Here is a 12,761-nt window from a genome sequence, read left to right as displayed (position 1 = left end):
TAGAACAAAAAAATAAAGTACAAGCAATACGGCTTATACTTTATCCTTATTAATTTCAGAAAGTGTAATTCCTATAATTTCTACTTCAATTAAAAAGCAAACCTCACTGATAATGCCACTTCATCCCACCAAAGTCCTCCATTGTCGCTGATATTGAATGCAGGCTTCCAATCTAGTGAAAGGTTAATGGGTGCATTATCAAATTTATAATCCAAACCAATGATGCCATCTAATCCTACTACTGTTGAACTTGTTCCATTATCACCCCAAGGTGTATTGCGCTTGGTTGAATTCCAAGAACCGATATGGGCACCACCACCATAAAACCACTGTAAACCTTTTGCGCCATCAATATCCTTATGTACCTCATACAAGCCGGTGATGATAAAACCCTGCCACCTTGTATAGAGAATACCTTCGATGGCAGCTCCATTTTGGATAAAATGCTTTACAGTGATACCGTTTCCTGAACCGAGTCTAAGCCCGATACCGGTATTATACTGGGCCATGGATTCATTGACAAAAGCCAAGGAAATCAAAACAGCGAGAAATAGAATGGACTTTTTCATAAATTTTCAAATGGATTTAAGTTTAAGAATGGGCGAATTAAATTAATTCTTTAAATAATTTCCATCAAAGATGGTTAAAATAGTATGTCTTTTCGGGTGTAATGCAAATATCAAGCCCAATATCATGTGCTTCAGTGGGGATTTCTTTAACCGGAAGGAAAAACGACAAACCTGCCTTAATTATTTTATGATGAAAGGTGGCTAAAAATTTGTCATAGTAAGCTTTGCCATAACCCAATCTGTTGCCTTTCACGTCAAATGCCAAAAGGGGAATTAGGACCAATTGAATGTTTGCATTTTGTCCTTTTTTAAAATCTGATGGAAGTGGAATACCAAAAGCATCTGATTTAAATTCTTTGGAATGAGTGATATCCAATGTGTCCAAAACGCCCGTTTCTGGATTGACATAAGAGGTATACAAAAAGTATCCCAAATCTTTTAGCTTTTTTACTAATGGGAAAGTGTTGATTTCGTTCAGTCTCGAAATGGTAAGAAAAATATGGATATGCCTGATGGAGGAATTCGCTTTGAGATAATCCAGTACCTTGTTGGAAATCTTTTCAGAAAAATCCTCTCTTTTTTCAATTGAAATTGCCTTTCTCAGTTCGTGGTGTTCTTTTCTGATGGCTGATTTATCCATGATCCGGCTTTAATATCATATATGAAAAATCAAAAGGATCAAAAAGTTCATGGAGTTTTGGGATGAAATCCTGATCCTCAAGATAAAATCTGATGAAATTTTCCACCCTTTCCTGCGGACTTCCACCCGGATTCATGTAAGCGAAGATTGCTTCTCTCTGTTTGATTTTAATGTCCCACTTTCTTTCTTCTGCTTTTCTTACTTTTTGGCCAAGTTGATCCAAAATCTTAAGGGCCCTTACTTCAGCAGCTTCAAATGCACTTCCAAGACTTTTCTCTAGTACTGAGGCTGTTTTTCCTGCTTCCCCAAAAACCAAGCTCAACGCTTCTTTTTCATGTTTAAGTTTGATATCCATGGAAGCGTGTGCTGAAATGAAATTCTTTTTCCATTCTTCTACAGTCTGAAAAAGCATTTCATCTGAAAGCCCAAGTTTTTGGATTTTCCTATCAATAGCCCCATCTAAAACAACAGCAAAATTCCTTGGCATCAAAGCAGGAAATGGAACTTCAAAATGGTCAAAGATCCCTTTCAACTGAAGCCAATACACCACTTCTGCAGGACCGCCCAAATACGCAAGGTTTGGAAGGATCATTTCCTGGTAAATGGGACGAAGAACCACATTTGGACTGAACCTTTCCGGATTTGTCTCCACGAGTTCCATCAACTCTTTTTCAGTGAAGGAAATCTCTGAATTCAACACCTTATATATAGTGCCTGATTTTTCTATTCTTTCCCTAATCCCCTGATCCATGTAGAAAAGGTTGATTTCCCTGGGAAATATCTGGCTTTTATATCCAAGTTCTTCCAGTTTTTTTGTTTGGGTATCTGCGAGTACCTGTGGCGTATGCTGGAATAAATCTTCCTGTATCACGGGTACAAAAATCTTTTTCAATGCAGCATCATTGCCATCTACAATCAAGAGACCCTTTTCCCCAAATAAATGATGGACATATTTCCTGACAGCCTCCGATAATTTCTCAGAGCTTTGATAAGCCTCTTTAAAAAAATCAGGAACAAACCCGACAACATCCTTGAAAAACGCTTTGAAACTTTCATCCAATTCAAAATCACCTACAGCTCCGTTTTGGTTGGTTTTCCATTGGTATTTTTTACCATCAAGTTTAAAATAGCAGATTTCATCAAAATCATGGTCTTCAGTTGCCATCCAATAAACAGGCACAAAATGCTTTTCAGGATACGCCTGATTCAATTGATCAGCGAGGTTGATCGTCGATACAATTTTATATATAAAGTAAAGCGGGCCCGTGAACAGGTTGAGCTGATGTCCTGTTGTTACTGTAAAGGTGGTAGAATCTGCCAACGATTGAATTTGTCGATCTGTAACCTCAGAAAGCTTAATTCCTTGGTATTGAAAGTTGAGGCGCTCCAACAAAACTTTCCTGTGAGAATCTTTGAATTTCTTCCCATCCATCAGTTTTTTGAAATTTCCGATTGTTGGATACTGATTAAAAAATGGGGAAACCTCAGGCTTTTGATGGATATAATCTAAAAATAAGGCCGAAAATTGTCCGGTACAATCCGGATCAACTGTGCTTTTTATCATGGATTTGGGGTTCAACGTTCTCTTTGGCGATACAAGTCAGTGTAACTTCGCAACAAATGATAAAGTTCGCATTTTTTTTCTTAATACAAGAACGGCAGATTTACTGTTTAATTTTTTCAAAAATTATATGAGATCCCTGCAGGTTTGATAGGCTAAATTTGTGAGAATAAAGGGTGAAGGGTAAAGGAAGGAAGTGAATTATGAAGTACGAGTTACGAGTTAATGAAGTAGGAAGGTGAAAGTATGAAGTACTAGTTAGGAAGTGGGAAGTTGAGGATTTGGGACTGTTTGTAAAATTTAAAGAAAATGAAAAAGAAAGAAATACCGGTTACGGGAATGAGTTGTGCGGCTTGTGCACTTTCTGTAGAAAAAACGCTTTCCAATAGTCCTGGAGTCAAATCAGCCTCTGTGAATTATGCCAACCATGTAGCATTGCTGGAATGGGAAGAAGAGGTAGTGTCTTTGGAAAAACTTCAAAAAGAAATCCAATCCACAGGATATGGCTTGATGATCGAAGACGTATTGCGTGAAGACCTGGAAAAAATGCAGCTCGAAGCCTACCAAAAGCTTAAGAAAAAAACAACCTATGCAGGAATACTTGCATTGCCTGTTTTTCTGATCGGCATGTTTTGGATGGAAATGCCTTATGGCAATTACATTATGTGGACCTTGACTACACCGGTCTTACTGGTCATGGGAAGGCAATTTTTTATCCAAGCCTGGAAATTGGCAAAAAACAGACAAGCCAATATGGATACACTCGTGGCCCTGAGTACTGGTATAGCTTATATATACAGTAGTTTCAACACCTTTTTCCCTGAATTCCTTGCTTCAAAAGGACTAGAGGTACATGTGTATTTTGAAGCAGCCTCAGTGATCATTTTTTTTATTCTTTTGGGAAAAACCCTTGAATCCGGCGCAAAAGCCGGAACAGGAGCAGCACTCAAAAAGCTGATGGACCTTCAGCCAAGCGACCTCATAGTTTTGGAAGAAGGAAAAGAAATCCCTAAAAAGACCGCAGAAGTCCGAACCGGTGAAGTTGTTCTGATCAAACCAGGTCAAAAAATTCCCTTGGATGGCAAAGTCTTAGAGGGCTCTTCCTATGTCAATGAAAGTATGCTTACCGGTGAACCACTTCCAGTTCTCAAAGAAAAAGATGCCAAGGTTTTTGCCGGAACCATTAACAGTACCGGTAGTTTCACTTTTGTTGCTGAGCAAATTGGAAGCGAAACTTTTCTTGCCCAAATCATCCAAAGGGTAAAGTCAGCACAGGGATCCAAAGCTCCTATTCAAAAAACGGTAGATAAAGTCGCTGGAATTTTCGTTCCTGTAGTCTTGGCAATCGGGCTCCTGACATTTTTTGTTTGGGGATTCAGCGGAGTACAAGATTCCTGGCTGCGAGGAATGCTGGCTCTGATTACTGTTTGGGTAATTGCCTGTCCATGCGCTTTGGGTTTGGCTACTCCTACCGCAATAATGGCCGCAATGGGCAAAGGAGCGGAAATGGGGATTTTGATCAAAGATGCCGAAAGTTTGGAAAAAGGAAAATCCATAAATACCCTAATCCTGGACAAGACAGGGACTATTACCGAAGGAAATCCAAAAGTCATCGGCACTAATTTCAGTGAAAACTGGAATGAAAAAGATGCTTCCGCCATCAAAGCCATAGAATCCAAAAGCGAGCACCCTTTGGCTATTGCCATTTCGGATTATTTTGAGAAAACAATCCCCGAAAACAATTTGTCAGAATTCAGGAGTGAAACAGGTAAAGGAGTCAGTGCCAAGAGCGGTGAAGACACCTTCCATATCGGAACTTCCAAATGGCTTTCATCATTGCAAGTGGAGATGACCGGACCTTTGGTTAAAGAATCTTCCCAAGCTTTGGAAGAGGGTGCTATTGTGGTTTTTGCTGCAAAAAACAGGGAATTGGTTGCAGTATTCAAAATCGCTGATCCGATCAAACAAACATCGATTCAGGCCATTCAGGAATTGAAACAAATGGGAATAAACATCCACATGCTCACCGGAGACCAAACCAAAACAGCTTCTTGGGTAGCAAAAGAAACAGGAATAGAACATTTCAAAGCAGAAATGTTACCTCAGGATAAAGCCTCCTACCTCAAAGCATTACAAAGTAAAGGTCTTCACGTGGCCATGGCAGGGGACGGGATTAATGACAGCGAGGCATTGAGTCTAGCGGACTTAAGCATTGCGATGGGGAAGGGAACCGATATTGCGATGGAAGTTGCAGAAGTTACTTTGGTCCATTCAGACCTTTCTCAAATTCCAAAAACCCTTCATCTCACGAAAAAAACAGTCAAAATAATCCGTCAAAATCTCTTTTGGGCTTTTATTTACAATATTATTGGAATTCCGATTGCGGCGGGAATCTTGTATCCCGCCTTCGGATTCCTGCTCAATCCCATGATTGCAGGGGCAGCAATGGCACTGAGTTCGGTCTCAGTAGTCAGCAATAGTCTTCGGCTTAGAAAATAATCCGAAGACTTGTCTCAAGCCATCCGATTTCTTGGACCTTTCGGTCCCTAGGCGAAACCGAAGGGCTTGTCTCAAATCTCAGGTCTCAAATCTTTAATCTATTAATATGAAAAAGCAATTCAAAACTAACGTCAAATGCGGTGCCTGTGTGGCTACCATCACTCCGGAAATGGAAAAAATCGCAGCCGGATCTTGGCAGGTGGACTTGACCCATCCAGACAGAATCCTCACGGTAGAAAGTGAAAAAGGTGCTACTGAAATCATTCATGCACTTGAAACCGCCGGATACAAAGGAGAACTGCTTTCCTAAAACAATTGACCTCCAAATTGCTTTTATTTCTTAGCTTTGCCCAAAATTTGAAATGATCAACTACCAACAATTTGTACTGGATAATGGCCTTCAAGTGCTCGTCCATGAGGACAGGAGTACAAAAATCGCCGTGCTAAACATTCTGTACAAAGTAGGGTCAAGGAATGAAGTTGCAGGAAAAACAGGGCTTGCGCATTATTTTGAACACCTGATGTTTGGTAGTTCAAAGAATGTCCCAGTATTTGACACAGAACTGGAAAAGGTGGGCGGTTCCTGTAATGCATTTACCAATACAGACATTACCAACTTTTATATCACCCTGCCTGCGTCCAATATCGAAACCGCCTTTTGGCTGGAATCTGACAGGATGCTCCAACTCAATCTCTCTGAAAAAACCATTGAAGCACAACGGAAAGTGGTCATAGAGGAGTTTAAGCAGCGGTATATCAACCAACCTTATGGAGATGTCCACCACCATATACGTAGCTTGGCATACGAAAAGCATCCTTATCAATGGCCAACGATCGGCAAAAATTTAGAGGATATCATTAATTATCAAAAAGAAGACGTTGAAGATTTCTACTACACGCATTATCGGCCTGATAATGCAGTCATGGTGGTGGCAGGTGATGTGACTTTGGAACAGGTGAGAATTTTGTCTGAAAAATGGTTTGGGGATATTCCCTCAGGAAAAATCCAAAAAAATATTGTTGTTCAGGAACCTCCACAGATAAAAAAGAAAGTGAAATACGTGGAAGCTGATGTTCCCACAGATGCCTTATACAAAGTGTATCACATGCCGGGAAAATTACAGGATGGGTTTCTTGAGTCCGATCTGATTACAGATATTCTTGGGTTAGGCAGATCTTCCATTCTTGAACAGAAATTGGTCAAAAACGGGAATCTGTTTGCCTCCATCGGGGCTTATATCTTCGGAACGGTGGACCCGGGATTGTTGGTTTTTTCAGGCAAAATGGAAAAAGGCCAGCCTGCGGAACTTGCCGAAAAGGCTTTGGATGAAGTCGTGGCTAACTTTCTCGGTTCGACAGTTTCTGAAAACACCCTGATCAAAATCAAAAATCAGGCAGAGGCCATGAAAACCTATGAATCTGTGCAACTTTTGAACAGGGCCATGAGTCTGGCGTATAATGCCCACCTCGGCAACCCTGATTACCAACAATTGGAATACGAAAAGAAAATCAAGATTCCTTCGGAGGAAATTATTAATCAGGCGAATAAAATCCTTGTAGAAGAAAACTCTTCCGTAGTTTATTACAAAGCCAAAAAAGAAAGTAACTAGGTTTTATCTTGTGTCTCAAGTCTAACATCTAAAGTCTATTTTATGACAAACTTCAGAATCGGCTTCGGCTATGACGTGCATCAACTCCGGGAAGGCTACGAGTTTTGGCTGGGAGGTATCAAATTGGAACACGAAAAAGGCGCTGTAGGGCACTCAGATGCAGATGTACTCATCCATGTAATTTGTGATGCACTTTTGGGTGCGGCGAATTTGAGGGACATTGGATACCATTTTTCAGACAAAGACCCCAAATACAAAGGGATCGACAGCAAAATTCTCCTCAGAGAGGTCATGCAGCTGGTCAGAAATGAAGGATTCGAAGTGGGTAACATAGATTCCACTGTCTGTCTTCAGGTTCCAAAACTGAACCCGCATATTCCCGAAATGAAAGCCTGCCTTGCTGAAGTGATGGGAACACCCATTTCAAATATTTCTATCAAAGCCACTACCACTGAACAGTTGGGATTTGTAGGAAGGCAAGAGGGAATTTCCGCTTATTGTGTGGTACTTATCCATAAAGTCTAATACATGGGAAGAGAGGTCAAAATCATCACTACCGAGGACGGTTCGCACTCACTCTATCTACCTGAACTGAAGGAATCCTACCATTCTTTTCATGGAGCATACAGGGAATCCATCCATGTTTTTATGCTCTATGGACTCGAGGCTTGGTTTATGCGCAATCCTGACAGATTTCCAATCCGGATTTTTGAGGTAGGGTTTGGAACAGGTCTCAATGCCTGGCTGACACTTGTTTGGGCCGAGCAATACAAAGTCCCTGTTTTGTACCATTCCATAGAGCCATTTCCTTTGGAAAAAGAGATTTTTGAGCAACTGAATTATACCGAGGTAGATACTACTATTTACCATTATGCCCATTTTTTCAAGAAACTGCACCTTTCACCTTGGGACCAGGGTTTGGTATACTCAGAATATTTCAACATGAAAAAGGACCAGACTACCTTAGAAAAAGCAGTTCTTTATCCTTCTGATTTGGTCTTCTACGATGCCTTTGCACCCAAAAAGCAACCTGAGCTTTGGACGAAAGAAATTTTGGATAAGGTAGTTGACGCGATGAATCCGGGTGGAATTTTTGTCACTTACAGTGCGACAGGAAAACTCAAACGGGATCTTCAAGAATTGGGACTGACTGTCGAAACCCTTCCCGGCCCTCCGGGAAAAAACGAGATGGTGAGAGGGACTAAGGGTTGAAAGTTGGGAAAGTTGGAAGGTTTTAAAGTTAAAAAGTTAGGTCCTTCACCACCACTGTATTTTGGATTTGAAAACTGCAAACTGACCACTGCGACCGAATACTGTCAACTGACTCGGATCACTCCTCCTCCTTTATCCCTTCATTTTTCTTTTTTCCTTTAGGTTCCTTTTTCGGCTTTTCAGGTTTTGCCTGCCCAAGACCTAGACTTCCTTTGAGGCCACTAAAAGTTGTTTTCCACCAATAATTGAAAATGAATTTTTCTTTATCCCGTTCTTGATAAATCTTCCCATCTATCGGATTTCTGAGGTATCTTCTTGGATTGTTTGACCTTACGGCAAATGAATTCAAAACAAAAGTCAGGATCGCATCTCTGCCTTTTGCTTTTTCAAGAGTCCTGTGATTCAATAAAATCAGGTGCAAATCCGAGTATAAAAACTCCATCTGACCCACAGCTTTGTCATTATCAGCGACAAATGACCAATCCGCACCTTTTACTGTGCCTCTTTTGATGGTAACAAAAGCATTGGTTTCTAAAATTGAATTTAATGTCCTCATGTCAAATTCCCCAAGCTGTGCATTGATTCTCATCGGATATGGCTCTTGGAAAAACAAATGGCCTTGAAGGTTCAATTCAGCCACACCATTTAATTTCGTAGTAGCTAGCAAGAAAGATTCCTCCAAAGGATAGGCATTTTCACCTTTGGACAAATGAAATGGATACAAGCCGGCGTTGATGTCTGTAAAATAAAGTTCTCCAGGTACCATTCCCTTTTCAAAAAACTCTGAATACCTGATGGTGGCATTTTCAATCACAAAAGTATCAAGCCTTAATTCGATATCTGCTTTGCTCATCAACTCCTGTGGCATGGGACGGAAAATACCTTCCTCCCGCGGATATCTTTTATCCCTAAACATGGTAGCAGCGACATCGGTTATTTTTAGGGATTTGGCAGCCAAAATCTCTTCTTCTAGAAACCTGTTATAATCAGGTTTGTCCAAAACCAATAAAGGGACATGGATATTCATGACATCAGTCTGTTTTCCAACTGCCCGTCCATATTGGTACCTACCTACCCTTGGAGAGAAAACCAGGTCATTTATTTTTATTTGATTGTTATCAACTGATATCAGTCCTATGTTAAGTTTGTTTAGACTGTCTTTCAACAGGATTTCGTAATTGGGAAGGGAAAATTTGAAGTCTTGTTTTATCAGGGAGGCTTTATCGAGCTTATCCAGATTTTGTAAATCTATCTTGGTTCCGAATACCTCAAAATTGGCGGCAGCGAATTTTGTGGGTTTTTTCGAACCGTCTTTATCAAAAACCGAAAAATTTCCTTCCACTATTTCAAAGTCATCTACCATAAAAAACTCAAACAATCCCTTATTGTCTTCCTTTTGTTGTTTTTCCTTCTTGGGCATTTTTACTTCATCAAGAAACACTTCCATATCGGGCTTGTATAACCTGAGTTGTTTGAGCCAAAGATCTTTGCTTCCCTGTATTTCTGATAGTGATTTTGCTTTAATCAGGATTGTTGGAATATGGCCTGAAAAAACCGGAAATCCCGGAACTCCACCCAAGTCCCTTGGAATCACCCTGAAGTTATTTACCAAAATCCCATCATATTTGGTGTCCAGTTCAACTTTCGAAAAAGTCACCTGATGGACACTGTCGTTCAGTGTCAACCAAAATTCATCCAATTCCAATGTAATTCCGTCAAAAAATCCGGCAATTTCTCCTTTTTGGATGTTTGCTGAATCCAGCAAAAAATCAAACACATTCAGGTTAATTTGGGTATTTATAAGTTCGCTTTGTGTGCCTTGTTCCTTAAATCCCAAACTGAATTTGGCGTCGATAGTCTCAATGGTATCAATAGCAACATTTCCAATGTTTTTTGGAAGGTTTCTTTCTTTTCTAACTCTGTTTTTAATGGCTTGATTTTCCTCTTCTTTCCAATCATTGTCAATAAGCAATTCCACCGAAGACCCAAGCAATCCAAGTTTTTGAAGTCTTAGTGAATTGTCAAAAAGAAAGGCCTCCAAGTCCACTCCTTTGAAAGAAAGTACAGGGATTTTAGCTGTCACTTTGGTTTTATCAGAGAAGTTACTGCTTGGACTTAACCTCACATTCCTCGTAATGATCTCCTCCCTTGCTGTGTTAAAGTTGATCCCATCAGCCTGAATGGTATATTTCCCATTTCCTACGGTGAAAACATAATTGCTCAAATTCAGATCAAATTCTTCAGAAAAAAAGGAGTTAATTTTGTTAGATACGGTTGACTCATCTATAAAAAAATTCTTGACAGAAACCGTTAATTCATCCTCTGAAAAGCTTCTTGTCTTATCGGCGATAAAGTTTTGGTAATTCAATTTTGCTTTTTTGACATTGATCGAGTCCACCTTGATTTCAGAAAAATAATTTGTCAACAACTCTAAAATTTCTCCTCTCCTTAGCTCATTTCCATCTCCATCCTGAATTTTTTGTTTGTATCGATAGAGTTTAATGTCAGGAGAAGGAATCAAAATCTCATTGATCCTCAAAATGCCATCAAAATACGCTTGGGGAATATTCACTCCTTTGGCCATAAATTTTGGAACATAAATATCCAAAGTCGCACTTTTGCCATATCTATCCAAAGTCTTTTGAATCTGTGTCTGATAAAGTGGCCGGATTGCAAAACCGTCGATTTCGATCAAATATCCTTTGGTATCCAAAAAAATCCTGTCTGCTTTGAAGATATGTAGGTTATCAGCAAGTTTGAGGGCATAATCCTCAATTTCAAGCTGTAGGTTTTCTGCCAAAAACACGCCTTTGGATTCAGCATTTTCAGTCTTTTCGTCCAGTGCAAAATTTTCCAAGACCAGGTTTATTTTTCCAAAAGAAAGACTGTCCTGTCTCAATCTGACCCTGTTGTCAAGAACGAGAGATCCTTGCCGAATTTCAAATCTTTCTACATAAATCCCGTCAAGGTATTCTTTATAAATCTCATTGAGATCCAATTTTGATTCATTCTCTTTTCCGCCTTTTATGTTCCTAAGAAATATTTCCGGTTCGTCTAATATCACTTCTTCCAAATCTACAATGCCAAGATTGTAGACTTTCTTAAGATTGGCATCTGAAATAGCCAAGCTAGATACGCTGATATCCAAATGTGCCTTTTTACCATCAAATTCAAGTCCTTCTTTTGGGTAAAGTTTAAATCCATCAATCTCTATCCTGTCATCGAAAGAGGAAAGTCTGACAAAATCTCCCACCAACAGGTGGATGCTGTCATTGAGAGCAAATTCAACCTGATGTAATTCTACAGAAGCATTGTCAGCGTAAAAAAACTGATCCTGTTTTTTAGAGATATCGGGACCGACATAGAAGTCCTCCATTTTGAAGTCAATCCGGTCTGTCTTTATCATGTAGGTATCCCTGTCCTCAGCCAATCTCTTACCAAACTTCCCTTCTTCAATCTCTAAATCTTGGATCTGAATAGAAGCCAAAAAACCATCAATCAAAGCGTATAAATCAAAGGGTTCCGTACCCCGGTCCTGTTTTAAGACCTCTCGGGTGAAAAGGTTAAATTCAGGATTTTCGATTTTCAATTGCCCCACGGCAACCTCTGAAGTATAAAAAACCCTATTGATATCCGCATCTTTCAACAGCAGTTCATCGAGATCAAGTTGAAAATAAGTTTTTGTTGTTTTGCTGAAATCAGGAATAATTTTGACCTCCTTCGCATTGATGAACTGTTCTAGGGAAGATACATTGACCGTTTTGGCCTGGATAGTATGGATGCTGTCAGCCAACAAAACTTCAAAATTATCAAAGCCAAAAGAAAAACCCTTGGCATTGAAAGGTGTGGCCGGTACTCTCTCCTGCAAAAGTTGGATATCCTCCATCAAAAGCCTTGTGTTCTCAGCTTTGATGGCCTTTTGGGAAATGAAATTTTTTAAAAGTAAGTCTGCCTCGTCTATTTTTAGCCTGTTGATCCTTATTTCCTTGACTTGAGAACTCAAAAATGACTTCCTGATTTCCTCCTGAAGTATGGAAATAGGTGACACGGTAGGCTTTGAAACATCGGAAGTATCTTTTTTAACCAACTTAAAATCCACATCAGGATTGACCAATTCTATGGTCCCAATGATAAATTCCTTTTTAAAAAAACGGTAATTGAGTCCTGTAATGTCTATTTCAGGAATTGAAATCCGATAATATGGGATATCGTCTAAGTCTTGAAACTGACCTTCGACCGGATTCAACTTCAATCCTTTGAAGGTAATTCCCCTTTGCAAAAACAAAATATGAAACTCCTCAAAGTCAATCTCATATTTATTTCCGGAGGCAACGTTGACTTTTTCTTTTAGGAAATTGCGAAGTAAAAGATCAGAACCGAAGTAAAAAACTACCTGAAGTGAAAACAAAACCAAAAGGGTTATTCCTGCCAAGCGCAAGTACTTTTTTTTCCTTTTTGGAGGCAGAGATTCTTGATTTTGATTTTCTTCCATAAACCTAAAACAGTTACTAAAAGTAATACAAAAGGATCAGAAAATAATCCGACTCTAGGAGAGATTTTGATATCCCCGATAATTAGAAAGCGATAAAGTGAAATGCAATTCTGATTTAAAAAAAAATGATTTCGAAGTCAAAAATGCGAAAAAAAGCACCTATTGATAAATTTTTTAA

The 12,761-nt window shown here is 39.5% G+C and carries 9 protein-coding genes; 5 read left to right on the top strand and 4 right to left on the bottom strand.

The window, feature by feature from the left end:
* Positions 1 to 89 precede the first annotated feature (89 nt).
* The 3 genes from NK987_RS05795 to bshC form a co-directional block, all read right to left on the bottom strand.
* Entirely contained in the window at positions 90 to 569 is a 480-nt protein-coding gene (locus NK987_RS05795) for a hypothetical protein (RefSeq protein ID WP_258423034.1), read from the bottom strand.
* A gap of 64 nt (positions 570 to 633) precedes the next feature.
* Positions 634 to 1,209 carry a 5-formyltetrahydrofolate cyclo-ligase gene (locus tag NK987_RS05790; RefSeq protein ID WP_258423035.1) on the bottom strand — a complete coding sequence of 192 codons (576 nt, stop codon included), beginning with the start codon at positions 1,207 to 1,209 and terminating at the stop codon, positions 634 to 636.
* Complete coding sequence (gene bshC, locus NK987_RS05785) at positions 1,202 to 2,773, bottom strand: bacillithiol biosynthesis cysteine-adding enzyme BshC (RefSeq protein WP_259263102.1); 1,572 nt, start codon at positions 2,771 to 2,773, stop codon at positions 1,202 to 1,204. The genes NK987_RS05790 and bshC overlap by 8 nt, the downstream gene beginning before the upstream one ends.
* Before the next feature lie 306 nt (positions 2,774 to 3,079).
* On the opposite strand from bshC, the gene NK987_RS05780 reads away from it, so the two are divergent.
* From NK987_RS05780 to mnmC2, 5 genes are all read left to right on the top strand, one after another.
* On the top strand, positions 3,080 to 5,269 hold the full coding sequence (locus tag NK987_RS05780; protein ID WP_259263101.1) for a heavy metal translocating P-type ATPase: 2,190 nt from the start codon (positions 3,080 to 3,082) through the stop codon (positions 5,267 to 5,269).
* A 106-nt stretch (positions 5,270 to 5,375) separates the two neighbouring features.
* A complete protein-coding gene (locus NK987_RS05775) occupies positions 5,376 to 5,579 on the top strand; it encodes a heavy-metal-associated domain-containing protein (protein WP_258423038.1) in 204 nt (67 codons plus the stop codon).
* Between the two features lie 52 nt (positions 5,580 to 5,631).
* Positions 5,632 to 6,879: a M16 family metallopeptidase gene (locus tag NK987_RS05770; RefSeq protein ID WP_259263100.1), complete on the top strand. Its 1,248-nt coding sequence runs from the start codon at positions 5,632 to 5,634 to the stop codon at positions 6,877 to 6,879.
* A 42-nt stretch (positions 6,880 to 6,921) separates the two neighbouring features.
* Positions 6,922 to 7,404, top strand: coding sequence for a 2-C-methyl-D-erythritol 2,4-cyclodiphosphate synthase (gene ispF, locus NK987_RS05765; RefSeq protein ID WP_258423040.1), 483 nt, complete (start codon positions 6,922 to 6,924; stop codon positions 7,402 to 7,404).
* A 3-nt stretch (positions 7,405 to 7,407) separates the two neighbouring features.
* On the top strand, positions 7,408 to 8,091 hold the full coding sequence (gene mnmC2 / locus NK987_RS05760; RefSeq protein ID WP_258423041.1) for a tRNA (5-methylaminomethyl-2-thiouridine)(34)-methyltransferase MnmC2: 684 nt from the start codon (positions 7,408 to 7,410) through the stop codon (positions 8,089 to 8,091).
* A gap of 118 nt (positions 8,092 to 8,209) precedes the next feature.
* Here mnmC2 and NK987_RS05755 read toward each other — a convergent pair whose 3' ends face one another.
* Positions 8,210 to 12,523: a hypothetical protein gene (locus NK987_RS05755; protein WP_259263099.1), complete on the bottom strand. Its 4,314-nt coding sequence runs from the start codon at positions 12,521 to 12,523 to the stop codon at positions 8,210 to 8,212.
* Positions 12,524 to 12,761 lie beyond the last annotated feature (238 nt).

Origin of the sequence: Aquiflexum gelatinilyticum (assembly GCF_024813435.1) — a bacterium.
Taxonomy (GTDB): domain Bacteria; phylum Bacteroidota; class Bacteroidia; order Cytophagales; family Cyclobacteriaceae; genus Cognataquiflexum; species Cognataquiflexum gelatinilyticum.
This window is presented reverse-complemented; position numbering and strand designations above follow the sequence as displayed.

What these genes read in the sequence shown, in the direction of transcription:
- ispF (WP_258423040.1), top strand. Translation starts at nt 6,922, where the DNA reads ATGACAAACTTCAGAATCGGCTTCGGCTATGACGTGCATCAACTCCGG.
- NK987_RS05790 (WP_258423035.1), bottom strand. Translation starts at nt 1,209, where the DNA reads ATGGATAAATCAGCCATCAGAAAAGAACACCACGAACTGAGAAAGGCA.
- mnmC2 (WP_258423041.1), top strand. Translation starts at nt 7,408, where the DNA reads ATGGGAAGAGAGGTCAAAATCATCACTACCGAGGACGGTTCGCACTCA.
- bshC (WP_259263102.1), bottom strand. Translation starts at nt 2,773, where the DNA reads ATGATAAAAAGCACAGTTGATCCGGATTGTACCGGACAATTTTCGGCC.
- NK987_RS05795 (WP_258423034.1), bottom strand. Translation starts at nt 569, where the DNA reads ATGAAAAAGTCCATTCTATTTCTCGCTGTTTTGATTTCCTTGGCTTTT.
- NK987_RS05775 (WP_258423038.1), top strand. Translation starts at nt 5,376, where the DNA reads ATGAAAAAGCAATTCAAAACTAACGTCAAATGCGGTGCCTGTGTGGCT.
- NK987_RS05780 (WP_259263101.1), top strand. Translation starts at nt 3,080, where the DNA reads ATGAAAAAGAAAGAAATACCGGTTACGGGAATGAGTTGTGCGGCTTGT.
- NK987_RS05770 (WP_259263100.1), top strand. Translation starts at nt 5,632, where the DNA reads ATGATCAACTACCAACAATTTGTACTGGATAATGGCCTTCAAGTGCTC.